Annotated in this window: 27 protein-coding genes; 17 read left to right on the top strand and 10 right to left on the bottom strand. The window is 72.3% G+C overall.

The features are described 5' to 3' along the window. Positions 1-42: 42 nt before the first annotated feature. Positions 43-315 (bottom strand): DUF2795 domain-containing protein, encoded by a 273-nt coding sequence (locus ACQP0U_RS13690; protein ID WP_184186396.1) that lies wholly within the window; start codon positions 313-315, stop codon positions 43-45. Positions 316-470: 155 nt separating this feature from the next. Here ACQP0U_RS13690 and ACQP0U_RS13695 point away from each other — a divergent pair, with 155 nt between their 5' ends. The 5 genes from ACQP0U_RS13695 (at position 471) to ACQP0U_RS13715 (ending at position 3,899) form a co-directional block, all read left to right on the top strand. After that, a complete protein-coding gene (locus ACQP0U_RS13695; protein WP_357593901.1) occupies positions 471-881 on the top strand; it encodes a DUF2267 domain-containing protein in 411 nt (136 codons plus the stop codon). Positions 882-1,096: 215 nt separating this feature from the next. Further along, positions 1,097-2,122, top strand: a complete 1,026-nt coding sequence (locus tag ACQP0U_RS13700) for a TerC/Alx family metal homeostasis membrane protein (RefSeq protein WP_433319183.1) — start codon at positions 1,097-1,099, stop codon at positions 2,120-2,122. A 75-nt stretch (positions 2,123-2,197) separates the two neighbouring features. Further along, positions 2,198-2,797, top strand: coding sequence for a sulfite oxidase-like oxidoreductase (locus tag ACQP0U_RS13705; protein WP_433319186.1), 600 nt, complete (start codon positions 2,198-2,200; stop codon positions 2,795-2,797). 7 nt (positions 2,798-2,804) lie between these two features. Next, positions 2,805-3,569, top strand: a complete 765-nt coding sequence (locus ACQP0U_RS13710) for a ferredoxin reductase (RefSeq protein WP_433320804.1) — start codon at positions 2,805-2,807, stop codon at positions 3,567-3,569. A gap of 36 nt (positions 3,570-3,605) precedes the next feature. Continuing rightward, positions 3,606-3,899: a DUF6510 family protein gene (locus ACQP0U_RS13715; RefSeq protein WP_433319189.1), complete on the top strand. Its 294-nt coding sequence runs from the start codon at positions 3,606-3,608 to the stop codon at positions 3,897-3,899. A gap of 21 nt (positions 3,900-3,920) precedes the next feature. On the opposite strand, the gene ACQP0U_RS13720 is transcribed toward ACQP0U_RS13715, so the two are convergent. After that, the gene (locus tag ACQP0U_RS13720; protein WP_433319192.1) at positions 3,921-4,328 is read right to left on the bottom strand and encodes a pyridoxamine 5'-phosphate oxidase family protein; all 408 of its coding nucleotides are present in this window, start codon (positions 4,326-4,328) and stop codon (positions 3,921-3,923) included. 81 nt (positions 4,329-4,409) lie between these two features. Here ACQP0U_RS13720 and ACQP0U_RS13725 point away from each other — a divergent pair, with 81 nt between their 5' ends. Continuing rightward, the gene (locus ACQP0U_RS13725; protein WP_433319195.1) at positions 4,410-5,168 is read left to right on the top strand and encodes a VOC family protein; all 759 of its coding nucleotides are present in this window, start codon (positions 4,410-4,412) and stop codon (positions 5,166-5,168) included. A 6-nt stretch (positions 5,169-5,174) separates the two neighbouring features. After that, positions 5,175-5,702: a GNAT family N-acetyltransferase gene (locus ACQP0U_RS13730; protein ID WP_433319198.1), complete on the top strand. Its 528-nt coding sequence runs from the start codon at positions 5,175-5,177 to the stop codon at positions 5,700-5,702. 36 nt (positions 5,703-5,738) lie between these two features. Here ACQP0U_RS13730 and ACQP0U_RS13735 read toward each other — a convergent pair whose 3' ends face one another. Further along, positions 5,739-7,208, bottom strand: a complete 1,470-nt coding sequence (locus ACQP0U_RS13735; protein WP_433319200.1) for a M1 family metallopeptidase — start codon at positions 7,206-7,208, stop codon at positions 5,739-5,741. Positions 7,209-7,380: 172 nt separating this feature from the next. On the opposite strand from ACQP0U_RS13735, the gene ACQP0U_RS13740 reads away from it, so the two are divergent. After that, positions 7,381-8,682, top strand: a complete 1,302-nt coding sequence (locus ACQP0U_RS13740) for an NAD(P)/FAD-dependent oxidoreductase (RefSeq protein WP_433319203.1) — start codon at positions 7,381-7,383, stop codon at positions 8,680-8,682. 24 nt (positions 8,683-8,706) lie between these two features. Here the strand turns inward: ACQP0U_RS13740 and ACQP0U_RS13745 are convergent, their stop codons facing one another. From ACQP0U_RS13745 to ACQP0U_RS13755, 3 genes are all read right to left on the bottom strand, one after another. Further along, positions 8,707-9,792 (bottom strand): AI-2E family transporter, encoded by a 1,086-nt coding sequence (locus ACQP0U_RS13745; protein ID WP_433319206.1) that lies wholly within the window; start codon positions 9,790-9,792, stop codon positions 8,707-8,709. Positions 9,793-9,849: 57 nt separating this feature from the next. After that, positions 9,850-10,644 carry a spermidine synthase gene (locus ACQP0U_RS13750; protein WP_433319209.1) on the bottom strand — a complete coding sequence of 265 codons (795 nt, stop codon included), beginning with the start codon at positions 10,642-10,644 and terminating at the stop codon, positions 9,850-9,852. A gap of 122 nt (positions 10,645-10,766) precedes the next feature. Next, a complete protein-coding gene (locus tag ACQP0U_RS13755) occupies positions 10,767-11,744 on the bottom strand; it encodes a DUF2267 domain-containing protein (protein ID WP_433319212.1) in 978 nt (325 codons plus the stop codon). A gap of 200 nt (positions 11,745-11,944) precedes the next feature. Between ACQP0U_RS13755 and ACQP0U_RS13760 the strand changes: the two genes are divergently transcribed. Continuing rightward, on the top strand, positions 11,945-12,259 hold the full coding sequence (locus ACQP0U_RS13760) for a hypothetical protein (RefSeq protein ID WP_433319215.1): 315 nt from the start codon (positions 11,945-11,947) through the stop codon (positions 12,257-12,259). 74 nt (positions 12,260-12,333) lie between these two features. Here ACQP0U_RS13760 and ACQP0U_RS13765 read toward each other — a convergent pair whose 3' ends face one another. Continuing rightward, positions 12,334-12,672, bottom strand: coding sequence for an STAS domain-containing protein (locus ACQP0U_RS13765; RefSeq protein ID WP_433319218.1), 339 nt, complete (start codon positions 12,670-12,672; stop codon positions 12,334-12,336). 210 nt (positions 12,673-12,882) lie between these two features. Between ACQP0U_RS13765 and ACQP0U_RS13770 the strand changes: the two genes are divergently transcribed. From ACQP0U_RS13770 to ACQP0U_RS13790, 5 genes are all read left to right on the top strand, one after another. After that, a complete protein-coding gene (locus tag ACQP0U_RS13770; RefSeq protein WP_433319221.1) occupies positions 12,883-14,640 on the top strand; it encodes a PP2C family protein-serine/threonine phosphatase in 1,758 nt (585 codons plus the stop codon). Further along, positions 14,637-15,674 (top strand): cobalamin B12-binding domain-containing protein, encoded by a 1,038-nt coding sequence (locus tag ACQP0U_RS13775; protein WP_433319224.1) that lies wholly within the window; start codon positions 14,637-14,639, stop codon positions 15,672-15,674. The genes ACQP0U_RS13770 and ACQP0U_RS13775 overlap by 4 nt, the downstream gene beginning before the upstream one ends. Before the next feature lie 116 nt (positions 15,675-15,790). Then, the gene (locus ACQP0U_RS13780; RefSeq protein ID WP_433319229.1) at positions 15,791-16,138 is read left to right on the top strand and encodes an STAS domain-containing protein; all 348 of its coding nucleotides are present in this window, start codon (positions 15,791-15,793) and stop codon (positions 16,136-16,138) included. 84 nt (positions 16,139-16,222) lie between these two features. Beyond that, positions 16,223-16,669, top strand: coding sequence for a response regulator (locus ACQP0U_RS13785; protein ID WP_433319232.1), 447 nt, complete (start codon positions 16,223-16,225; stop codon positions 16,667-16,669). 113 nt (positions 16,670-16,782) lie between these two features. Continuing rightward, a complete protein-coding gene (locus ACQP0U_RS13790; protein WP_433319235.1) occupies positions 16,783-17,301 on the top strand; it encodes an ATPase in 519 nt (172 codons plus the stop codon). A 31-nt stretch (positions 17,302-17,332) separates the two neighbouring features. On the opposite strand, the gene ACQP0U_RS13795 is transcribed toward ACQP0U_RS13790, so the two are convergent. The 3 genes from ACQP0U_RS13795 to ACQP0U_RS13805 all read right to left on the bottom strand — a co-directional run bounded on the left by ACQP0U_RS13795 (position 17,333) and on the right by ACQP0U_RS13805 (position 19,932). After that, positions 17,333-18,181 carry a hypothetical protein gene (locus tag ACQP0U_RS13795; RefSeq protein ID WP_433319237.1) on the bottom strand — a complete coding sequence of 283 codons (849 nt, stop codon included), beginning with the start codon at positions 18,179-18,181 and terminating at the stop codon, positions 17,333-17,335. A 293-nt stretch (positions 18,182-18,474) separates the two neighbouring features. Next, entirely contained in the window at positions 18,475-18,900 is a 426-nt protein-coding gene (locus tag ACQP0U_RS13800) for an OsmC family protein (RefSeq protein ID WP_124819422.1), read from the bottom strand. A gap of 84 nt (positions 18,901-18,984) precedes the next feature. Beyond that, the gene (locus ACQP0U_RS13805) at positions 18,985-19,932 is read right to left on the bottom strand and encodes a serine/threonine-protein kinase (RefSeq protein WP_433319240.1); all 948 of its coding nucleotides are present in this window, start codon (positions 19,930-19,932) and stop codon (positions 18,985-18,987) included. 200 nt (positions 19,933-20,132) lie between these two features. On the opposite strand from ACQP0U_RS13805, the gene ACQP0U_RS13810 reads away from it, so the two are divergent. The 3 genes from ACQP0U_RS13810 to ACQP0U_RS13820 all read left to right on the top strand — a co-directional run bounded on the left by ACQP0U_RS13810 (position 20,133) and on the right by ACQP0U_RS13820 (position 22,691). Continuing rightward, on the top strand, positions 20,133-20,363 hold the full coding sequence (locus ACQP0U_RS13810; RefSeq protein ID WP_091408172.1) for a hypothetical protein: 231 nt from the start codon (positions 20,133-20,135) through the stop codon (positions 20,361-20,363). A gap of 104 nt (positions 20,364-20,467) precedes the next feature. Then, complete coding sequence (locus ACQP0U_RS13815; protein ID WP_433319243.1) at positions 20,468-21,214, top strand: response regulator transcription factor; 747 nt, start codon at positions 20,468-20,470, stop codon at positions 21,212-21,214. 31 nt (positions 21,215-21,245) lie between these two features. Further along, complete coding sequence (locus tag ACQP0U_RS13820; RefSeq protein ID WP_433320807.1) at positions 21,246-22,691, top strand: sensor histidine kinase; 1,446 nt, start codon at positions 21,246-21,248, stop codon at positions 22,689-22,691. Positions 22,692-22,728: the final 37 nt, after the last annotated feature.

Genomic DNA, 22,728 nt, shown 5'->3' on the forward strand with positions numbered 1-22,728 from the left:
CCCGGCCGCTCCTGGGGCGAGGCGGTGGGCGCCACTGCCGGGTCAGATGCCGCGCAGGTGCTGCGAGACCCGGTTGTGCTTCTTGTCCCGGGCCTGCTCGGCCCGCTGCGCGGGGCCCACCTCGGGCGCCGCCTCGATACCTGCCGACCGGGCCACCTCGGTCCCGTTGGCGTAGTCGACAGGCGGCAGGGCGCGCAGCGCCTTCAGCACGTCCGGCGGGGCACCCTCCCGTTCGGCCTCGCGGACCACGTCGTTCTTCTCGGCCGGGTAGTCCAGGCTCGACAGGTACTGCAGGACGTCGGCGTAGCTCGCCATGGCGTGGGCTCCCTCGGGCATCGATGTGGTGACGACCGGCGGCGGTTACCCGCCCGCCGGCAGGTCACGCCCGCCGGCGGAGGAAACCCCGGGCCGTTTCTCCTGCGCCGCCGCGGGTACCCGCAGGCGCCGACGCGAGCCCAAGGGAGTACGCGATGAACTACGACACCTTCATCGACCAGGTTTCCCAGCGCACCGCCACGTCGTCCGAGCGGGCGGTGGAGCTGACCAGGGCCGTGTTGGAGACGTTCGCCGAGCGGTTGACAGGTGGTGAGGTCCTGGACCTGGCCGCCCAGTTGCCCCAACCGTTGCAACTGGTGTTGAAACCGAGCCCGAGCACCGAGCAGGCGGACCGGTTCGGCGCGGCGGAGTTCGTCGCCCGGGTCGCGTTGCGCGCCGGTGTGCAGGAGCCCGCCGCCCGGGACGCCAGTCGGGCGGTCTTCACCACGCTGCGCGAGGCGATCACCGGCGGCGAGTTCGATGACGTGGCGACTCAACTGCCGCGTGACTATCGGGGCCTGGTCGAGCAGGCGATGGCCCCGGGCGCGACGCTGCGCCGCGGCTGACAGCGCTCGTACCGGGCACACAGCGGTTTACCAGGGCAACCATCGATGTCCCGCTTGGCGTGGCGATTCAGCCTGGCCTAACCTTGTCGTGCGAGGGGAGTACTTCCCACGAACCATTCCGGTCAGTACGGCGCGCCCGGCGTGCCTCGGGTGGTTGCCCATCAGGTGGTGGGTGAAGGAGACCTCGAACATGACGGTGTTCGAGGAGACCCCACATGAGTCAAGTGTCGTATTTGTCCGCCGCCAGTGACCTGTCGTCGGTGGGCACGCCCACGCTGTGGGCGGTCACCATCATTGGCGTACTCCTGCTGTTGGTGCTGGACTTCCTGGTCACGCGTCGCCCGCACGAGGTGTCCATGCGGGAAGCCATCGGCTGGTCGGCGTTCTACATAGCGCTGCCGCTGGCGTTCGGCGCCTGGATCTGGTCCCGCTTCGGCTCCCAGCAGGGCGTGGAGTACCTGACCGGTTACCTGGTGGAAAAGTCGCTCTCGGTCGACAACCTCTTCGTCTTCATGCTGCTGTTGGCGGCGTTCGCGGTGCCGGCGGTGCTCGCCCAGCGGGTGCTGCTCTACGGCATCGCCGGCGCGCTGGTGCTGCGGGCCGTCTTCATCGCCCTCGGCGCGGCGGCGTTGCAGACCCTCGACTTCGCCTTCCTGCTCTTCGCGATCATCCTCATCGCCACCGCGGTGAAGCTGCTGCGCGATGCCTTGTCCGGGCATCAGCAGGAAGTCGACATCAACAACATGCGTTCGGTGAAGCTGCTGCGCAAGGTCATGCCGGTGGTCGACGACTACCACGGCACCAAGATGACCGTCCGGCAGGGCGCGAGGCGAGCACTCACGCCGTTCGCCCTGGTGGTGGTCGCGGTGCTCGCCACCGACGTCGTCTTCGCCGTCGACTCGGTCCCGGCGGTCTACGGCATCACCGAGGACCCGTACCTGGTGTTCGCCACCAACGCGTTCGCCCTGCTCGGCCTGCGGGCGCTCTACTTCGTCCTGCACGCGGCGCTGAGCCGGTTGGTGCACCTCAGCTACGGCCTGGCGATCATCCTCGCGTTCATCGGCCTCAAGCTGGGTCTGCACTGGGCGCACGGCATCTGGGACAGCGTGCCGCAGATCCCGACCCTGGCCTCGCTCGGCGTGATCATCGGTGTGCTGGTGGTGGTCACTATGACCAGCCTGCGCGCCACCCGGGGCGGCGACCTGCCCGAGGACCGCAAGGTCGTCGCCGAACGGCACTGACCGCGCCGCGCCGGCTGACGACGGGGTACGCGGGAAAGCTCCCGCCTCGGCCGGCGCGGGTGGTACGACTGTGCAATGGGAATCGTGTCACCGGGCTTCCAGGGTCGGCCCCGAACGCAGGAACCGGCCCTGCCACCCGGTCAGTATCTGACCGAGGACTTTCCGGTGCTCTCGGCCGGCCCGACGCCCCGGGTGTCACTGGACACCTGGGAGTTCGTCATCTCCGCCGAGAACGGCAACGAACACCGCTGGTCGTGGCAGGAGCTGATGGCCCTGCCGCAGGAGACGCCGATGGTGGACATCCACTGCGTCACCCGCTGGTCCAAGCTCGGCACCACCTGGCAGGGCGTCTCACTGGACACGCTGCTCGCCGACGTCGACACGGGGGCGCACTTCGCGCTCGCGCACTCCTACGGCGGGTACACCACCAACCTGCCGCTCGACGACCTGCGCGGCGGTCAGGCCTGGGTGGTGCACACCTTCGACGGCGCCCCGCTGCCGGCCGAGCACGGTGGGCCGGCGCGACTGCTGGTGCCGCACCTGTACTTCTGGAAGTCCGCCAAGTGGGTGCGCGGCATCCGGCTCAAGACGATGGACGAGCCGGGGTTCTGGGAGACCGCCGGGTACCACGACTACGGCGACCCGTGGCGCGAACAGCGGTACCAGGGTGACTGAGCGCGCCGTGGCGACGAGCACCCAGCCTCGGACGCCCAACCGTTGGCAGGTTGGCCGGCTGGTCGAGCGCCGGGTGGAGACACCCACCGCGCAGACCCTGGTGTTGGAGGTGCCGGACTGGCCGGGGCACCTGCCCGGGCAGCACGTCGACCTGCGGTTGACCGCCCCGGACGGCTACCAGGCGGCCCGGTCGTACTCCCTCGCCGGACCGGCGGTGGACGGGCCCGGAGGCCCGCGCATCGAGGTGACGGTGCAGCGGGTGCACGACGGCGAGGTGTCCCCGTACCTCATTGATGTCTTTGGTGCCGGTGACCCGGTGGAGGTACGCGGACCGCTCGGTGGCTGGTTCATCTGGCGGCCCGAGGAGACCGCGCCGGTGCAGCTCGTGGCCGGTGGCTCTGGCGTCGTGCCGTTGATGGCGATGATCCGGGCACGGCGGGCAGTGGGCAGCAAGGCGCCGTTCCGGCTGATCTACTCGGTGCGCACCCCCGGCGACGTGATCTACGCCGACGAACTGCGCCGCCGGGTCCGCGACGACTTCGGCCTGGACGTCGCGTACGTCTACACCCGCGAGGCGCCCGAGGGTTGGCGCGGTGATCCGCACCGGATCGGGCTGGCGGACGTCAACACGCACGGGTGGCCGCCGGACCTGGAACCGCTCACCTACGTCTGTGGCCCGACCGCGTTCGTGGAGACCGTGGCCGACCTGCTGGTGGGCCTGGGGCACCCGTCGCGTCGGGTCAAGACCGAACGCTTCGGCCCCACCGGCTGACCACCCGCTCGCTCACGCAGTGCCGAGGAGATTCCGATGACCGAGATGTCGTACCTGGACGGCAACATGCTCGACGGCCCGATGCGTGAGCTGTTCACCGTCGACCTGAGCAGCGCGATGGGCCGCTGCGAGAACTGCGGGATGACCGGCTCGATGGCCAGTCTGCACGTCTACTCGCACGCCCCGGGCCTCGTCGCCCGCTGCCCCTCCTGCGAGGAGGTGATGGTGCGCCTAGTGCGCGGGCCCGACCGGGCCTGGCTGGACATGCGCGGCACCACCTTCCTCCAGGTGCCGATGCCGATGGAGCAGACCTTCCCCGGCCCGCTCTGACCGGTTCCCCGCATCGACGACTCACTGCGCGGTTCCGGCGAGCAGCCACCGCCGGACGGGGATCTCCAGCAGCAGCCGCTCGCTGTCCGGGCGGACCTGCCTGCCGACGTCCCAGCCGTCGTACTTGCCCGCGAAGGCCGCGACGACAGTGCTCGGGAAGCCGCCTCGGTGTACGTGGGCGGTGCCTTCCGCGACCACTGGCGCGTCGCCGCCCTCCAGGGCCAGGGACACCCGTGGGTCGGTCAGGACGTTGCGGGCCTTGACGCTGCGGCTTTCGCAACCGATCCAGAACGTCGCGGAGACGTAGACGAACCAGACCGGCGTCAGATGCGGGGAGCCGTCGCGCCGCAACGTGCACAGCCAGACGTTCGACTCTGCCGCCAGTCGCACCTCGACGTCGGCTGCGGGGCTGGAGGGATTTCGGCTCACCGGGCCAGTGGATCACAACGCTGCACGTCCCACCGAATACTCGGGTGCGGGGCGCCCGGCCCGTCCCTAGGCTTCCGCCCCATGACGTCTCACCTGTTCGCGATCAGCTTCGACGCGGCCCAGCCCGTCCGCCTCGGGCGGTTCTGGTCCGGGCTCCTGGGTCGGGACATGGTGGAGGATCCGCAGGACGGCGTCCTGGTCCTGCCGAGAGCCGACACCGATCTCCGGCTGCGTTTCGTGCCGACGGAGCAGCCGAAGGTCGTCCAGAACCGGATGCACTTCGACCTGACGAGCAGTTCGCTGGAGGACCAGCGGCAGACGGTGGCCAGGGCACTGGAACTCGGCGCGCGGCACACCGACATCGGGCAGGGCCCGGAGATCGATCACGTCGTGCTCGCCGACCCTGAGGGCAATGAGTTCGACGTCATCGAGCCGGGCAACAACTTCCTCGCCGGCTGCGGCTTCGTCGGTGCGCTGGCCTGTGACGGTTCGCAGGCGGTCGGCTATTTCTGGAGCCAGGCGCTGGGGTGGCCGCTGGTGTGGGACCAGGGCGAGGAGACCGCGATCCAGTCACCGAACGGCGGCACGAAGATCAGCTGGGGTGGCCCACCGCTGATGCCGAACGGCGGCAGGGACCGGGTGCGTTTCGACATCGCGCCGGCTGCTGACGTCGACCAACACGCCGAGGTTGACCGGCTGCTCTCGCTCGGGGCGACCCGCATCGACTCCGCCCAGGACGGCGTAGGCCGACTGGTGCTGGCCGACCCCGACGGTCAGGAGTTCAGCCTGCTGACACGCGGTGCCTGGTTGGACAACGGCGGCACCTGTCGGTCAGAGTGATCCGCCGTGAGATACCTGCGTAGCGGTGGTCCCGCCGCGATCCGGCGGCCCCGGCCCACCGACTCCGACGAGTTCGTCGCCGCCGTGCGGCGCAGTCAGGACCTGCACCACCCGTGGTTGGCCGCGCCGGCCACCCCCGAGGAGTACGACCTCTATCTGCGCCGGATCCGTCGCCGCGACAGCGCCGGCTACCTGATCTGCGACCGGGCCAGCGGTGAGATCGCCGGCTACGTGAACATCAGCGGAATCGTGCTGGGTGCGCTGCGTGGTGGCTACCTCGGGTACGCGGCCTTCCTGCCGTACAGCGGGACCGGGCACGCCTCGGCGGGCGTCGCCCTGGTGATCGACCACGCGTTCACCTCGGTCGGGTTGCACCGGCTGGAGGCGAACATCCAGCCGGGCAACGAGCCGTCGCGGCGGGTGGCCCAGAAGCTCGGTTTCCGGTTGGAGGGCTTCTCCCCGGACTACCTGTTCATCGACGGCGCCTGGCGCGACCACGAGCGGTGGGCGATCACCGCGCCCACCGCCGTGTGACCGTCGGCCCGGCGCGGCCGGGCCGACGTCAGAGCGTCACTGCGGGAGCGGGCCGGTCTCCGGCGGTGTGGTGGGGGAGTCCAGCCACGCGTCGATGAGCGCGGTGAAGTCGTGGCCGGTCTTCCTGTTGACGTACGCGGTGAACGTCGCTCTGGTCTGCTGGGTGTGCAGGTTCTCCTGCACCCAGCCGCGCGCCAACGCGAAGAACCGCTCGTCGCCGAGGGCCTGGTGCAGTTGGCGCAGCATCGCGGCGCCGCAGGTGTAGACGTTCGTCGCGCCGAACTCGGCGGGGTCCGGCTTGCTCGGCGGGCCGTACTCCTTGCGCAGTTCGCTGTCACGTTGCCGGCTCGATGTCACCAGCTCGGCGTTCGAGAGCCCGTACCTGTCCTTCTCGTAGAGCTTCTGCACGTAGAGAGCCCAGCCCTCGTTGAGCCACATGTCGCGCCAGTCGGTGAGCGTGACGGCGTCCCCGAACCAGTGGTGGGCGTACTCGTGCAGGGTGGTGAGGTCGAACATCTGATCGCCGCGGGCCGGTTGGACCTCGCCGAGGGTGACCATCTGCTGGGTCTCCATGGCGGAGTTCGACTCGACCATGACGAGGCCCGCCGAGTCGAACGGGTAGGGGCCGAAGCGCTCCTCCAGCCAGGTCAGGAAGGCCGGGGACCGCTTGAGCATCGGCAGGTACCGGGCGTCCTTCGCGCGGTACCAGGTGGTGACCGGGATGCCGCGCGGCCCGGTGGCCGTCAACCTCTTGTACCTGCCGACGGCCAGGGTGGTCGCGTACGACGCCACCGGGGCGGTGCTGCGGTAGGCGAACGTGTTGCCGCTCTGCCCGACCGGGGTGCCGCTGGCCACACCCGTCCAACCCTTCGGGGCGGTGACCGCGATGTCGTAGAGCGCCTCGTCGGAGGGGTGATCGTTGGCCGGGTACCAGGTGAACGCGCCGAACGGCTCCTGCATCGTCCAGATTCCGCCCTCGCTGTCGACGGTCAACCCCAGCGGGTGCGCGTCGCCGCGCTTGGTCGGCCACGACGTGGTCGACGGTCTGCCGTGGCAGCCGACCACGAGGGTGATCGGCACGTCCGCGCGGACCGGCGTCTCGACCACGAGCTTCTCGCGGGAGACCGCGCCCGTGGCGTTCCTGCCGTCGACGGTCACGGTGTCGATGGCGTACGGCTTGAAGTCCAGGCTCACCGACTGCGCGTCCCGGGTCGGGCGCAGGTGCACCGTCGCGGTGCCGGTGAGGGTGCGCTTGGTGGGCGACCAGTTCAGATCCAGCCCGTAGTGCAGGACGTCCACCGCGTCGGTGCCGCGATCGGGATAGAGCGGGTCGACTACCGGCTTCGAGACACCCGCCGCCCAGGCCGCGTACGGGCCGGAGAGCGTCGGTTCGCCGGACGGGGCCGAGAAGGTACCACCCGAGGTGGCTGCGGTGGGTGGGTCTGCTGTGCAGCCGGCGAGCAGCGTCAGGGACGCCAGGACGGCGACTGTGGATCGGTAACGCACCGGTGAGCTCCAGCGGTCGGGGACTGTGTACTCGTCGTCAACGCTCTGGGCGCGCCGGGGAGTTGCCGGAACCCGGGTTGCGATCTTGTGAACTACCTGGACACGACGTCACCGAACGGGACGCGCCGGTGCAGGGACGTTTGTCCGGGGCCTCGACGGGAAACGGCCCGCAATGACGAAACCTCGTGTGGTGATCGTGGGGGCCGGGTTCGCCGGTTACCACGCGGCGAAGACGTTGAGCCGGATCGCCCGGGACCGGGCCGAGATCGTGGTGCTGAACTCCACCGACTACTTCCTGTACCTGCCGTTGCTGCCCGAGGTGGCGGCCGGGGTGGTCGAGCCCAAACGGATCGCCGTGCCGCTGACCGGAACGCTCAAGGGTGTACGCGTGGTGATCGGCGAGGCGGACCACGTCGACCTGCAGAACCGCTGGGTCGGCTTCACCCAGGCCGAGGGGGAGAAGAACCGGCTGGCGTACGACCGGCTGGTGCTCGCCGTGGGCAGCGTCAACAAGCTGCTGCCCATCCCGGGGGTGACCGAGTACGCGCACGGCTTCCGCGGCCTGCCCGAGGCCGTCTACCTGCACGATCACATCGTCCGGCAGATCGAGCTGGCCGAGCAGGCCGAGGACCCGGCCGAGCAGCAGGCCCGTGCCACGTTCGTGGTGGTCGGGGCGGGTTACACCGGCACCGAGGTCGCGGCGCACGGGCAGTTGTTCACCGACGCGCTGCACGCCCAGCGGCCCCGGCTCACCGTCCGCCCCCGCTGGATGCTGCTCGACGTGGCAACCCGGGTGCTGCCGGAGTTGGACAAGCGGATGTCGGACACCTCGCACAAGGTGCTCAACCGGCGTGGGGTGGACGTGCGGATGGGCACCTCGGTGGCCGAGGCGACCTGCGACGGGGTGAAGCTCACCGACGGTGAGTACATCCCGACCTGCACGCTCGTGTGGTGTGTGGGGGTGCGCCCCGACCCGTTCGTCAACGAGTTGGGCCTGCGGACCGACCGGGGTCGGCTGGTGACCGACGAGTTCCTCAACGTTCCGGGCTACCCGGAGGTGTTCGCGTGCGGCGACGCCGCTGCCGTGCCCGATCTGGTCAACCCGGGGAAGGTGTGCGGGATGACGGCCCAGCACGCGCAGCGGCAGGGCAAGCGGGTGGCGCACAACATCGCCGCGTCGTACGGGTTCGGCCGGCGCAAGCCGTACAAGCACCACGACCTGGGCTGGGTCGTCGACCTGGGCGGCAAGGACGCGGCGGCGAACCCGTTGCAGGTCAACCTGGCCGGGCTGCCGGCGAAGGCGGTCACCCGCGCGTACCACCTGATGGCGATGCCGGGGAACCGCACGCGGGTCAGCGCCGACTGGGCGTTGGACGCCGCGCTGACCCGGTCCGCGGTCCAGTTGGGGCTGGTGCCGGCCAACGCGGTGCCGTTGGAGAGCACCACACCCGAGGTCGCAAGCCGATCCCGCTGAGTGAGCGGGCACCGACCGGGCCGGTCACTCGGTGGGGCCGGCCGACCGCGCGGCCGGACCAGCCGGCGGGGCGGGCCGAAGCCGGCGGGGGCCGTACTCGCGCAGCAGGGTCTGGATGATGCCGGCGGCGGGGATGGCCAGCAGCGCGCCGAGCAGACCGGCCAGCTCCGCCGCGAGCAGCACGCTGACCAGCACGGTCAACGGGTTCAGCCGGACCGCGCGGGACAGGATGAGCGGCTGGAGCAGGTGGTTCTCCACCTGTTGGTAGACCACGAAGAAGACGAGCACCACCACCCCGGCGGTGGGGGAGTGCAGGAAGCCGGCGCCGGCCGCGATCACCGCGCCGAGCGTCGCCCCGACCAGCGGTATCAGGTCGGCCACCGCCACCAGCAGGGCGATCACGGCCGCGAAGGGCACCCCGGTGAGGGTCAACACCAGGAAGGTCAACACCCCGCAGATCACGCTGATCAGCAGGTTCCCGGTGAGGTAGCCGGTGACGCTGCGCGACACCTCCCGGCCCACCCGCCGTACCCGCTCGCCCTGACCGTCCCCGGCGGCCGCGAGCAGGCCGCGGGTGATCCGCGGCGATTCCAACACCATGAGGTACGCGAGAACGATGACCGTGACCAGCCCGGCGACCGACTCGACGACGCCGCGCAGGACACCGACCGCGGGTTGGCGCAGCCGGCCGCCGAGGTCGCGGAGCTGCTCAGAGTGCTCGCTGACGTAGCGCCGTGCCCCGGTGCGCTCCAGCACCTGCCCCACCGGGCCCCGCCCGGCGCGGGCCTCCCGCAGCAGCTCGGGCGCGCGGTCGGCGAAGCGGCCCAGCTCCCCGAACAGCGGCACCAGGATGAGCGCGGCCAGGATCGCCAGCAGCACGAACGCGGCGAGGAACACCAGCAGCGTGGCAAGTGCCCGCCGGCGGACGAGGCGGCGTTGCAGCCGGTCCACGAGGGGTTTGAGCGCGACGGCGAAGAACGCGGCGACCACCGCCCAGACCAGCACCCGTCGGGTCGCGTACACGAAGCCCAGCGCCAGCGCGGTCGCCAGCACCAGGCCGATCACGATCAGGGTTCGGCGCGCGGTGCCCCGATCGTCGGTGTTGCTCATCCGGCGGCCTTCCCCGCGCACGCCGTCGGAAACCCGGCATTGGGGGCGCAACGGTGATCAGTGGCGGGAGTTGTCGTCCGCGTCGGTGACGGGGTGGGCACCGGCGACGAACGTGTCGAGCGCGGCGGCGTGCAGCAGTCCGCCGGGCACCGGGTCGCGCAGGGCGGCCACCGCCAGCCGGGCCACCGGCAGCCCGCCGGGGCGGGAGGTCGCGGCGAGCACCAGGTTGCCGTACCTGCGGCCGCGCAGCATCCGCCGGTCGCCGACCACGCACACGTCGGCGAAGACAGCCCGCAACGTGGCCACCTGAGCCCGGGTACCGGCAAGTGGCGGGAGGTCCGTGACGTTGACCAGATACCACCCGTCGGGGCGCAGGGTGCGGGCCACCTCGGCGACGAACTCGACGGTCCGCACGTGCCCGGGCATCCGGGCCGCGCGGTAGATGTCGGCGATCACCAGGTCGTACCGGCCGTCCGGGGTGGCGGTCAGGGCGTCCCGGGCGTCGGCGACCTCCACCCGCACCTCCGGCGGCAGCGGGGGCAACTCCCGGGCCACCAAATCGACCACCGCGGCGTCCCGCTCGACGACCCGTTGTGGGGAGCCGGGCCGGGTGGCGGCCAGCCAACGGGGCAGTGTCAACGCGCCGCCGCCCAGGTGCAGCACGCTCAGCGGTGCGCCCGCCGGGGCCGCCACCGCCACCGCCGACGCGATCCGCCGGACGTACTCGAAGTGCAGGTGGCGCGGATCCTCGACATCCACGTACGACTGCTCAACCCCGGCGGACAGCAGTGTCCGCCCGGTCCGGCGGACCGGGTCGGCGACCAGTTCCAGCCGGTCGGCGGCGCGGCTCATATCCGGCACGCTAGCCGAGCCCACGGCGCATCCGGCCGGTGGCCCGGCACGGCGAACGGGCCGGCGGATCGGGGTTGCCCCGGCCCGCCGGCCCGCCGGCCCGTCGATGTCGCGGTGGCCGGTCAGCCGCCGGCCATCCCGGCCCCCACCTCGTCGATCGCGGCGTCGATCTGGCGGGCGAGGTCCACGTCGAGCGCGGTCACCCCGTTGGCCTGGTTGGTGCGCACTGTCAACACGGCGGCGGTGTCGCCGGGACGCCCGATGCTCGGGCCGCGGCCGCTGTCCTGGCGTAGCCGGTCGAGTCGGGCGAGCACCCGGTCCAGGTTGTCGGGCGGCAGCGCGACCACCCGGTAGAGGCCCTGGCTGTCGCCCGCCCAGTAGGGCAGGTCGTCCAGCGCCGCGCTGATCTCGTCGGCGTCCAGGGTGGGCGTGGTGGTGGAGGCGCCGACGAGGCCACCGCCGGCCTCCGGCGGGTTCAGCAGGTCGCGCAGTCCGTCGGGTACGTGCAACGACTCGACCAGGTCGCCGTCCTGCTCGGCGAGCGCGGCGATGGTCGCCTCCGCCTGGTACCGGGCCTGCTCCGGGGTGTTGCCGCTGATCCGGCCCACCTCGGCGAGGAAGCCGGGCAGGTCCTGGTGCCGCTCGACGCCGTCGACCGGCAGCACGTCGTGCAGCGACGCCGGCACCGCGGCGAGCAGCCGCTGCCGCTCGGCGGCCTCCAGGGCGAACGCGAGGACCAGCACCGTCGCCTCGGTGCCCACCTTCGCCGTCTTGAAGTCGACCCCGGCGCGACGCCGGACCTCGTCGACCAGGTCGTGGTAGCCCATGCTGCTCACACCGGCCGCGCCGCTCGGCGGGGACGGCTGGGGACGCGGATTGTCGGCGCTACCGACCGCCGGCGGTGCCGGCCCGCCGCGCGTGGTGTCCGGTTTGTGCGGTCCGGCCGCTGGTGGGCCGGCACGCTTACCCGCATCGAGGCTCGTGAGCTGCTTGGAGGCGCTCAGGCTGGCGCCGATCTCGCTGGGCTGGCGATTCTGTTCGCGGGCCTGCCGGGCCAGCGCCCGGCGCCGTTGGTTGTCGCCCTCCATCTGCTTGCGCATGGTGGAACCCCTTCCGCTGGGGATCGTTGCTGCGCCAGTCGCCTTCCCGCCGTCCCGGAGGACGAAACGGAGGCCGCCGGCCGGGTCGACTGGGTCTGCGCCACGCTTCATCCGGCGGGGGTGAGGGGTGCTCACCCGCACGGCCCGCACGATCGGGTCAGGACCGGAGTTCTTCCGAGGTACGCGGAAGGAAGGTCGTCATGAAGGAAGTTGTCGAGATCGTCCCCGCCCGACCCGGTTGGTACGCCCGCTGGCAGCTCACACCCGAGCTCACCAGGTGTTACCCGGTGAGCCTCTGGGCGCTGCTGGAGGAGGCCGACGGGACCGGCCGCGAGGTGATCGGGATGGACTGCATCGGTCAGTGGCCCGGCGCGGACGACAACGAGGCGGGTGGGCAGTTCGTCCGCTACCTGTACCAGACGCCCGATTCGGGGGAGCCCGAGGACGTCGACCCGAGCCCGATCGGCGAGCTGCGCGAGGACGGACCCCGGCTCCAGCCGATGACGGCACCCTAGACATTCCTCCGGCCCCCGACCCCAGGTCCCAGGGTCGGGGGCCATCCCCGTTCGCTTTCGGGGTGGCCCGCGGATCAGCCGATGGCGCGCACGTCGCCGTCGGCGTACGCCTCGGCCAGCAACTCACTCAGGCCCGTGCGGTCCAGCATCCGCTGAAGCTGTGGGCTGACACCTGTCAGTCGGATCGCTCCGGCGGCGCGGTGCACCACCAGCAACGCGCTGAGCCCGGAGGAGTCGCAGAGGGTCACCCCGGTCAGGTCGACAAGCACCGGGGCGTCGCCGTCGCCGCGCAGCTCGGCCGCCGCGGCGATCAGCTCGGGCGCGCTGTCGTAGTCGAGCTCGCCGGTCAGCCGGAGTCGGACCTGCCCGGCGGAGAGCCGGGTTGTCTCGATGGTCAACAGCTGGTCGGGCATCCCACCATTTTCCTTGTCGGGCGACAAAACGCAAAGCGGGGGCGGCAACGCGTGCCCGTGGCCTCGTCCGGCGCCCCGCCGGGGCGGGGCCGGCCACCTGCCGTGAGATGCCGCTATCCGGCTGCGGGCGTAGGGTGGGCTGGAGAGTTTTGACCACAGACGCCGGTTCCGGCACGGGTTCGGTGAACGAGAAGGAGTGAGGCTCAGCTGGTGACTGCTTCCGACGTCAGGGAATGGGACCCAGGCGACGGACGGCTCTCCACGCCGAGCACGACACGCCCCTCGGCATGGCCCGCCGACGTTCGCCAGCCCACTGCGGCCCTGCCGGCGCTGGCCCCCGACCGGGGCCAGGCCGCGCCCGACTGGTTCGAGGTCGTCGAGCACTTCCGTGAGGGCCTGGTGGTCTGCGACGCCGACGGGATAGTGCGGCACGTCAGCCCGGTGGCCGAGCGGTTGCTGCCCGAGGTGACGTGCGGCGAGCTGCTCAGCGCTGCCGCTGTGCCCGGGCTGAGCGAGGGCGTCGCCGGCGGCTTCACCCACCGCGAACGCCGGCTCACCGCCCGCCAGGTGCCACTCTCCGGCGGCCGCTGCTGCTGGTACGTCGAGGACATCACCGACAGCGTCAGCCGCGCCGACGCGCTGCTCGCCGAACGCGCGCGTTCGGCGTTCCTGGCCGTGGTCGGCGACAAGCTGGGCAACCCCCTGCACCCGGACCGGGCCGCCGCCGCGGTCGTCCGACTCGCTGTGCCGACCCTGGCCGAGGTGGCGGTGCTGGTGCTCGCCCCACGGGCCGGCCGAGCCCGCTGGTGGCGGGCCTCGCGCACCGACGACGAGGCGCCGACGGTGGACAGCGGCGTGCTGGCCGGCGGGGAGCTGCCGACCGCTATCGCCGACGGGCTGACCGGGGCCGAGCCGCACGCGGTGGACTGGTTGGTCGAACAGGCGGTCGACGCCGGCTGGCTGCCGGGGCTCGTCGGCGGCGAGAGCGCCGCCCGGGTCGTCCCGCTGCCCGGCCGCGACGCGCCGGTCGGTGTGCTGCTGGTGGCCCGCCGCGCCACCCGCTGGTACGACGAGGACGACGTGGAGCTGGCCCGTGCCTTCGCGGCCCGCGCCGGCGCGGCGTTGACCACCGCGCTGCTCTACCGGGACCAGGCGGAGGTGGCCGACACCCTCCAGGCCAGTCTGCTGCCGGTCGAGCCGGTCGAGGCCGTCGGCGTGCAGTGGGGCACCGCGTACCGGCCCGCGCAGGCGGGGCTGCGCATCGGCGGCGACTTCTACGGTTCGCACCGGCTCACCGACGGTGGCTCGGTGTTCTTCCTCGGCGACGTGTCGGGCAAGGGCGTCGAGGCCGCCGTCTTCACCGGCCAACTGCGCCAGTGCCTCCAGGCGCTGCACCGGTTGGAGTCGCACCCCGCGCGGTTGCTGCGGCTGCTCAACGACGCGCTGCTGGAGACCACCCTGGCGCACGGCCAGGGCCGCTTCGCCACCATAGTGCTCGGCGTGGCCCGCCCGGAGCGCGACGGTGGCCTCACCCTCACCATGGCCGGCGGCGGTCATCTGCCACCGCTGGTGCTGCGGGCCTCCGGCGAGGTGGAGACCGTACCGTTGCGCGGCATGCTGATCGGGGTGGTGCCCGACCCCCGGGTCGGCGAGGTGACAGTGCGGCTGGCCCCGGGCGAGACCTGCCTGCTCTACAGCGACGGCGTGACCGAGGCCCGGGGCGGCCGGCGCGGCGACGAGCAGTTCGGCCCCGAGCGGCTGGTCACCGCGCTGACCGGCTGCCAGCGGATGCCCGCGCCAGCCCTCGCCGAACGGGTCGAGCAGGTCACCTGCGACTGGCTGGCACAGGGCGACCACGACGACATCGCCGTGCTGGCGCTGCGGGCGGCCGGCCTGAGCGGGCGCGGGGCGCGGCACCTGCACTCGGTGCCCGCCGGCATCGACCAGACAGAGGGAGCTGACGCGTGACCGCCGCCACGGCCACCACCGACCTCGGCGAGGCGTACTCCGGTTACCTGGACCACCTCGCCGACGCCGACCAGTACGCCGCGACCGATCTGGCGATCGGCCTGCTCGACGCGGGTGTCCCTGCGGAGCGGGTGCTGCTCGACCTGGTCGCGCCCGCCCAGGCCGAGGTGGGCGAACGGTGGGCGCGCAACGAGTGGAGCGTCGCCCAGGAGCACGCGGCCACCCACATCAGCGAGCAGGTGGTGGCGGCGGTGTCCGCGCACGTCACGGCGCGACCGACCGGCGGACGGGTCGTGGTCGCCTGCATGGACGGCGAGTGGCACGCGCTGCCGCCCCGGCTGGTGGCCGAGGTGCTGCGGTTACGCGGGTGGCAGGTGACCTTCCTGGGCGCCAGCGTGCCCGCGGCGCACCTCGTGTCGTACCTGCACCGCTACGACGCGCACGCGGTCGCGTTGGCGTGCGCGCTGCCGATGCGCCTGCCGTACGCCCACCGGATGATCGAGGCCTGTCGCCGCTCGGACGTGCCGGTGGTGGTCGGCGGGCGCGGGTTCGGCGCGGACGGCCGGTGGGCGAGCCGGCTCGGGGTGGCCTGGGCGCCGGACGCGCCCTCGGCGGCCGAGCTGATCGCCGACGAGCGGGCGTTGCGTGGGGTGCCTTCGGCGCGGCTGGCCCACCTGGCCGACGACGAGTACGCCAGTCTGGTGCGGCGTCGCGGTGAGCTGATCGACAGCGCGTTGGCGGAGCTGCGCGAGCGGGTGCCGGCGGCACGGGCGTACACCGCCGCGCAGCTCGACGCGACAGTGAGCGACCTGGGCCACATAGTGGATTTCCTGGCCGCGGCGGTCTACGTCGACGACGCCTCGTTGTTCACCGAGTTCGTGGAGTGGCTGACGGGGATCCTGGGCAGTCGTGGGGTGCCCGTCGCGGCGATTGTCCTGCCGCTGGAGCACTACGCCGCCGCGTTGCGGGACTTCCCCCGGGCGGCGCGGGCGCTGGCGCTGGGCTGCTCCACGCTTGCCGGCGCCGCCCGCTGACCGACCCGCTGGTGGCCTCCGGATCGATCACCGCGCCCGGCGGCGGACACTCCACCTCTGCGTATACTTGCCGGACTGCAAACGTCCCACCCAAGGGTGGAGCGAGGGGGAGAACGGTGACGTTCAGCGTCAACTACGTCGAGCGCGACGGTGGTGGCGCCCGCCTGCGGCTCGCTGGCGAGCTGGACCTGAGCACCGCCCCCGAGTTGACCGCCGCGATCGACCGGCTCACCGCGTCGGGCGAGACGCGGCTGCTGCTCGACCTGACCGACCTCACGTTCTGCGACTCCACCGGGATGGCCGTGTTCGTCCGGGGCGACAACCAGGCGGCGGCCGATGGCGGGTGGCTCCGGCTCACCGGCGCCCACGGGCGGGTCGAGCGGGTGCTGCGGGTGACCGGCCTGGCCGACGTGTTGCGCTACGAACCGGAGTCGGTCGACCCCGCGTCCCGCAGTGCTTCCTGATGGGCTAGATTTCCCCGCCAGCATTTCCCCGCCAGCGCGGTGACCGTCAGGGTCCCGTACCCGTCGACTCCGAGGCAGGTAGTGATGGGCGTAGACAGCCCGCAGCCGGTACGCATTCTGGTGGTCGACGACGACCCGGGTGACGTGCTGATGATCGAGGAGGCGCTGGCGGACTCCGACGTCGACAAGATCATTGATGTGGTCAGTGACGGCGAGGAGGCGATGGAGTTTCTCCGCGCCGAGGGCCGGCACGAGCAGGCCCGCCGACCGGACGTGATCCTGCTGGATCTGAACATGCCGCGGATGGACGGTCGGCAGGTGCTCGGTGCGGTCAAGCAGGACGAGGATCTGCGGACCATCCCGATCGTCGTGCTGACCACCTCCAACGCCGACACCGACATCGTCGGGAGCTACACGTTGCAGGCCAACGCGTACGTCACCAAGCCGATCGACCTGGACGACTTCAACGACGTGGTCCGCCGCATCGACGAGTTCTTCGGCCGGGTCGTCGTGCTGCCCAAGCGCGTCTGACGCCCGCGCCACCTGCGCGCATGCTGAACATTTTTCCCGAACCCCCTCGGCGCGAGCGGTCGCGGCCGAGGATCCAGGTGGGGAAGTAACAGCGGCTACCTGGGGGCGACAGTATGAGGTTCTCCGTCGTTGAGACCGGTTACGACAAGCGACAGGTGGATTACTGCCTGGACGAGTTGGGGATCCGGTTGTCCCGGCTCGCGGCGCGGGCCGAGGGCGCGGCCGGGGCGGCCCGGGAATGGGACGAGATCCGCCAGGAGGCGGCCTGGCTCAGCGGGCTCCTGCAGCGGCTGGACCTGGGCAACACCGCCGTCACCCGGCACGCCGGTGACGCGGTGCGGCGCGAGGCCGCCGAGATCCTGGCCCAGGCCCGCGTCGAGCTGGACGAGGCCCGCGAGGAGGCACGGCGGGTCCGGGAGCGGGCGTACGCGGAGGCCGTGCAGGCCCGACGTGACTTCGAGGCGGCGCTGGACGCCCGTCGCCGGCGTGAGGCGCGGGTGGACGACATCCTCAGTCAGGTGACCGTTGATCAGGTGCCCGCCGACACTCCCACCGCGGCGGCTGGCGTACCGGGCAGGCGGGTCGGAGTCGGCGGCCCGGAGGCGGGCGCGGAGCCGCAAGGCCGCCGCTGAGACGCGCGGGGCGCGGGCGTGGGTGCCCGGCTCAGGCGGTGAGCGCCGCCGCGACGGTGGTCGCCCGGTCCTCGTGCTGGGCGTACGCGTCCGGGAAGGCGGAGATCTGCACGGACTGGGCCGCGGCCGTCACACTCATGTCCTGCCAGCCGGGGATCTCGTTGAGCGCTGTGTAGAAGGCCCGCGCGGCGTACGACGGGCGCATCAGCTGCGCCACCGTGCCCCAGCCGCTGCTGGGCCGCTGCTGGAACAACCCGACCGAGTCGTGGTCGGACCCGCTGCCCTGGTTCGGGTATTCGGCCGACTCCGGGAGGACGTCGCTGGCCAGGTTGTAGAGGTTGCTCTCCTGCATGGCGGTGGCCAGCGCCACCACCAGGGCGCGGCGCGGCATCTTCATCTCCAGGCCGACGTCCACGATGATCTTCGCGTTGTCCATCTGGGCCTGGTCGAGGCCGGCGACGGGTCGCGGGCGGCGGGGCTTCACCGGCTTCTTGGGCGCCTTGCGGACGACGGTGGGAGTGGGCGTGGGCTTCGCCGTCGGGCTGGGCAGGATCCGGGCGGGGGCGGCGTCACGGTCCAGCGACCGGGAGGCGCGCTCGTCGGCGATCGCCGCGCGGTCGGCCACCGCCTCGGCGAGCGGCTCGACCGTACGGGCGGTGTCGTCGTTGCCGCGCGCGGTGGCGACCGCCACGAGGCCGAGGCAGCAGGTGACGCCGGTGGCCAGCGCCACCCGCACCGGGGTCGAGCCCAGCAGGGCGCGCCGGGACGGTTCGGGAGCGCGGTGACGGCCGATCGTCCGTTCGGTTGATGCGGCGTCGTCCGAAAGGGTGGTCGGGCGCGCGTCGGTCAGCTTCTGGGCGGAGGGGTCGTCGGGATGCACCTGCCGAGGCTAAAGAGCTGAATGCCCGATGCCATCGGTCCGTACGGTGGCATGCGCCACAATTTGCCCTGATGATGCCGACTTTAGTGGGCAAAGCCTGAGCGAAGCTGATCAACCTCGCGGATCACCCCAGACGGTTATTCCCGACTTGCCAGCCGATTGCGCTCACACCGCCAGCCCGCCACCCCCACACGAAGCCACCTCAAAGCCTCATCCGAACAGCCCATGCCAACCAGGCCGAACGGCCAGGGTGTCTCAGCCCGATCGGCGGGGTGTGGGGCAGGGTGGCGGCGTCAGTGTCGGCCGTTCTCGGCTGGGGTGACGGTCAGTCGGTGTCGGCTGGCGTCGCTGCTGGAGAACGGCCAGAGCCGGTCGGCGTACTCGACCAGGTCGGCCAGTTGATCCCGGCTCAGGCCGGCTGAGGAGATCTCCGCGTGCACGTCGGCCCGGTACCGGCCGTCGTTGTCCCGCCCCAGCTTCGCCTCCGCCCGGACCTGCACCGTGTGGGCCTCGTCGGTGATCTCCCCGGCCACCTCCACCGCGGCATGATGCAGGCAGGAGGCGAAGGCCGCGGCCAGCAACTGTTCCGGGGTCAGCCCGGTGCAGTGCGGCGCCAGCGGTGAGGCCAGCGCGGTGGAGAGCCCGCCATCGTCGGTGCGTACGTGACCGCCCTCGGCGGTCGCTGTGGCCTCACGCAGCCAGGAACTCTGATCCGGCATCGCGTTTCTCCCGTCGCTCACCAGGCCGGCTACCCCGCCGCCGCCCCGCGAAACGCCGTACCGCCCGGCGAAACCGTCGTGCGGTCAGCGCGCCGAGGGGAGGTTCGGCTCGGAGGCCACCGCCACCGCCTCGGTGGCCTCCGCGGCGGCCCGTTCGGTCCACGGCGATGTCGGGGCCTGCCGTCGGGTCGTCGGGATCGTCATCGGCACGTACACCCGGGCGTCCACGGCCTCGGCCAGCAGCAGCGCGGCGACCAGGCTTGTCGGACGGTGCGCGGGGTCGTCGGCGAGGCAGGAGTGGCACAGCTCGGCGACCTCCGGCGGCAGCCCGGGGATGTCGGGCAGCGGCTCCGGCGGCTGACAGCGACGTACGTCGAGCAGTTCGCTGGCGGTCGCCGCCTGGTAGGGCAGGCGGGCAGTGAGGCTGTAGTAGAGCAGCACGCCGAGGGCGTACATGTCTGCCGCCGGGGTGGCCGGCGCCTCGTTGAGCTGCTCGGGCGCCAGGTACGCCGGGGTGCCGAGCACCATCCCGGACGGCATCGGATCCAGTGTCCCGGCGGCGATGGCGATGCCGAAGTCGAGCACCTTCACCCCGGCCGGGGTGAGCATGACGTTGGCGGGCTTGACGTCGCGGTGCACGATGCCCTCGGCGTGCGCGGCGGCCAGCGCGGCGGCGACCTCCGCGCAGACGCGCACCGCGATCTGCCAGTCCAGCGGGCCGGAGCGCAGGTGCACGGCGAGCGTCTCACCCTCGGCCAGTTCCATGACGATGTAGGGCACCGGTCGGCCGGGCCACGTCGAGGAGGTGCCGAAGTCGTGCACGCTCGCCACGTTCGGGTGTTCGAGGCGGGCCGCCGAGCGGGCCTCCGCGCGGATCCGGTCCACCGGCCCGTCCCGGTCGTCGCGACCGGGGGAGATGAGCTTCACCGCGACCGGCCGGTCCAACACCTGGTCGTACGCCCGCCACACCTCGGACATGCCGCCCACGCCGATGCGCTGCTCGAGCCGGTACCGCCCGTCCAGCGTCCGCATCGACAACTCCTCGTCCTCGCCCCGCCGACGGCCGGGTGCTCAGATCGCGGTACCCCCGCTCCGAACTGGGCAAACCGGCGGCCGGTCCGGGGCGGGCGGCCCCGCGCACCTCGCTGCGCCACGGCGTCGGGTGCGGTAGCTTGCGAGCCAGAGCCGGCGTCACCGACTGTGCCGGCACGGTCACCCGAGGGGGCGCCGCGATGAGCGAGGTCACCGTACGCTTCGTCGGCGGGCCCGCGGACGGCCTGGTCCGCCTGCTGCCGGCCGGGTCGGACGGCGCCCCACCCCAGCGTTGGATCATGCGGCATCCGGACGGCACGGGCCCGGTGCAGCCCGGCCCCGACCACCTCTACGAACGCGACAGGCCCGACGAGGCGGGCGGCTGGAGCATGCGCTTCGTGCGCACCGACGCGTACGGGGTGTCCGAGTGACCACGAGGCGGGGCTGACCGGTGGCGTCGCGTCGGCCCGGCCGCACAGCTGGCGCACAGCTCGCGCAGGGGCACGGCACAGGCGTGGCGACCACCATGGGGCGCATGGTCATGAACGGGCAAGTCGCGCCGAGCCGGATCGAGCTGCGTCGCCCCGACGGCGAACCCGTCCGGGTGCTGGTGGTCGACGACGAACCCACGCTCACCGACCTGCTGTCGATGGCCCTGCGCTACGAGGGCTGGCAGGTCCGTACCGCCGGCAACGGCATGGCGGCGTTGAGCACCGCCCGACAGTTCCAGCCGGACGCCGTGGTGCTCGACGTGATGCTGCCCGACCTGGACGGCTTCCAGGTGCTGCGCCGGCTGCGCGAGCACGCCCCCACCGTGCCGGTGCTCTTCCTGACCGCCCGCGACGCCGTCGAGGAACGCATCGCCGGGTTGACCGTCGGCGGGGACGACTACGTCACCAAACCGTTCAGCCTGGAGGAGGTGATCGCCCGGCTGCGCGCGCTGCTGCGCCGCTCCGGGCTCGCGATCGCCGCCCGGGAGGAGGCGGTGCTGACCGTCGGTGACCTCAGCCTCGACGAGGACAGCCACGAGGTCCGCCGGGCCGGCCAGCTCGTCACCCTCACCGCTACCGAGTTCGAGCTGCTGCGCTACCTGATGCGCAACCCACGGCGGGTGCTCAGCAAGGCGCAGATCCTCGACCGGGTGTGGAACTACGACTTCGGCGGCCAGGCCAACGTCGTGGAGCTGTACATCTCGTACCTGCGCAAGAAGATCGACGCCGGTCGGGCGCCGATGATCCACACGCTGCGTGGCGCGGGCTATGTCCTCAAACCCGCCGAGTAGGCGCCGCCCGCTGCGCGCCGCCCGTGGGTGGCTGGCCGGGCGCTCGCTGCGTACCCGACTGGTGTTTGCTCTGCTCGCACTGCTGGCGTTGGTCAGTGTCGCCATCGGTGGCCTGACCACGGTGGCGCTGCGGCACTTCCTGGTCGACCGGCTCGACGCCCAGCTCGCGCCCGCGACGGGCATGCGAGGCGACCGTCCGGGGCGGCCCGCCTTCCCCGGCAACGGACCGAGCATCCCACCCGGGTTGCCGTCCGGCACAGTGGTCGCCGACATCACCGACGGCCGCGTGACAAGCGCCCGGACCCTGACCAACAGCGCCTCCAGCGAGTTCCCGGACCCGCAGCCCGTTCCGGTGTCGGAGGTCGCCGTGCTGGGGGACCTGCCGGTCGACACCGCTCCGCGCACCGTCGACCTCGGTGCCCGCGGTGACTACCGGGCCGTGGCCCGGCAGTACTGGGAGGGTCGGGTTCGCGTCGTCGCGGTCCCGCTGTCCGGCGTCCAGGAGACCGTCTGGGCGCTGGTCGCCGCGCAGGCCGGGGTGGCCGCGGTCGGGCTGCTGCTCGCCGGTGTGGCGGGCGCGCTGATCGTGCGGGCGACCCTGCGACCGCTCAACCGGGTGGCCGCCACCGCCACCCGCGTCACCGAGCTGCCCCTGGACCGCGGGGAGGTGGCGCTCGCCGTCCGGGTTCCGGTCGCCGACACCGACCCGCGCACCGAGGTCGGTCAGGTCGGCGCGGCGCTGAACCGGATGCTGGGCCACGTCGCCGACGCGCTCTCCGCCCGGCAGGCCAGTGAGACCCGGGTACGCCAGTTCGTCGCCGACGCCAGCCACGAGTTGCGGACGCCCCTCGCGGCGATCCGCGGCTACGCCGAGGTGGCCCGGCGTGGCCGCGACGAGGTGCCCGCCGACGTGGCGCACGCGCTGCGCCGGGTCGAGTCGGAGAGCGCCCGAATGACCAGCCTCGTCGATGACCTGCTGCTGCTGGCCCGCCTCGACACCGGCCGTCCGCTCGCTGTCGAACCTGTCGACCTGACCGCCCTGCTGGTGGACGCGGTCAGCGACGCGCACGTCGCCGGCCCCGACCACCGCTGGCAGCTCGAACTGCCCGAGGTGGCGATCCGGGTGTCCGGCGACGCCGCCCGGCTGCACCAGGTGGTGGCGAACCTGCTCACCAACGCCCGGGTGCACACCCCGCCCGGCAGCACCGTCACCACCACGCTGGCCGTCGACGCCACCAGCGCCGTGCTCACCGTCGCCGACGACGGGCCCGGGGTGCCGGTGGAGCTGCAACCGGAGATGTTCGAACGGTTCGCCCGGGGCGACAGCTCCCGGTCCCGCGCGCACGGCAGCACAGGCCTCGGCCTCGCGATCGTCGCGGCGGTGGTGGAGGCCCACCACGGCACTGTCGGAGTGCAGAGCCGTCCAGGTCGGACGATATTCACCGTCCGGCTGCCGAATCCCACAGCTGACGCATAGTCGGCGCACGGCGTCGCGCCAGCCCAGCCGCCGAGGC

It is taken from the genome of Micromonospora sp. CA-269861, from assembly GCF_050948505.1.
In the GTDB taxonomy this organism is placed as follows: Bacteria; Actinomycetota; Actinomycetes; order Mycobacteriales; family Micromonosporaceae; genus Micromonospora.

Bases quoted from the DNA above. Each gene is read 5' to 3' on its own strand.
- ACQP0U_RS13715 (WP_433319189.1), top strand. From the start codon at position 3,606: ATGACCGAGATGTCGTACCTGGACGGCAACATGCTCGACGGCCCGATG.
- ACQP0U_RS13785 (WP_433319232.1), top strand. From the start codon at position 16,223: ATGGGCGTAGACAGCCCGCAGCCGGTACGCATTCTGGTGGTCGACGAC.
- ACQP0U_RS13740 (WP_433319203.1), top strand. From the start codon at position 7,381: ATGACGAAACCTCGTGTGGTGATCGTGGGGGCCGGGTTCGCCGGTTAC.
- ACQP0U_RS13705 (WP_433319186.1), top strand. From the start codon at position 2,198: ATGGGAATCGTGTCACCGGGCTTCCAGGGTCGGCCCCGAACGCAGGAA.
- ACQP0U_RS13700 (WP_433319183.1), top strand. From the start codon at position 1,097: ATGAGTCAAGTGTCGTATTTGTCCGCCGCCAGTGACCTGTCGTCGGTG.
- ACQP0U_RS13750 (WP_433319209.1), bottom strand. From the start codon at position 10,644: ATGAGCCGCGCCGCCGACCGGCTGGAACTGGTCGCCGACCCGGTCCGC.
- ACQP0U_RS13690 (WP_184186396.1), bottom strand. From the start codon at position 315: ATGGCGAGCTACGCCGACGTCCTGCAGTACCTGTCGAGCCTGGACTAC.
- ACQP0U_RS13760 (WP_433319215.1), top strand. From the start codon at position 11,945: ATGAAGGAAGTTGTCGAGATCGTCCCCGCCCGACCCGGTTGGTACGCC.
- ACQP0U_RS13755 (WP_433319212.1), bottom strand. From the start codon at position 11,744: ATGCGCAAGCAGATGGAGGGCGACAACCAACGGCGCCGGGCGCTGGCC.
- ACQP0U_RS13805 (WP_433319240.1), bottom strand. From the start codon at position 19,932: ATGCGGACGCTGGACGGGCGGTACCGGCTCGAGCAGCGCATCGGCGTG.
- ACQP0U_RS13725 (WP_433319195.1), top strand. From the start codon at position 4,410: ATGACGTCTCACCTGTTCGCGATCAGCTTCGACGCGGCCCAGCCCGTC.
- ACQP0U_RS13765 (WP_433319218.1), bottom strand. From the start codon at position 12,672: ATGCCCGACCAGCTGTTGACCATCGAGACAACCCGGCTCTCCGCCGGG.
- ACQP0U_RS13790 (WP_433319235.1), top strand. From the start codon at position 16,783: ATGAGGTTCTCCGTCGTTGAGACCGGTTACGACAAGCGACAGGTGGAT.
- ACQP0U_RS13800 (WP_124819422.1), bottom strand. From the start codon at position 18,900: ATGCCGGATCAGAGTTCCTGGCTGCGTGAGGCCACAGCGACCGCCGAG.
- ACQP0U_RS13695 (WP_357593901.1), top strand. From the start codon at position 471: ATGAACTACGACACCTTCATCGACCAGGTTTCCCAGCGCACCGCCACG.
- ACQP0U_RS13815 (WP_433319243.1), top strand. From the start codon at position 20,468: ATGGTCATGAACGGGCAAGTCGCGCCGAGCCGGATCGAGCTGCGTCGC.
- ACQP0U_RS13810 (WP_091408172.1), top strand. From the start codon at position 20,133: ATGAGCGAGGTCACCGTACGCTTCGTCGGCGGGCCCGCGGACGGCCTG.
- ACQP0U_RS13745 (WP_433319206.1), bottom strand. From the start codon at position 9,792: ATGAGCAACACCGACGATCGGGGCACCGCGCGCCGAACCCTGATCGTG.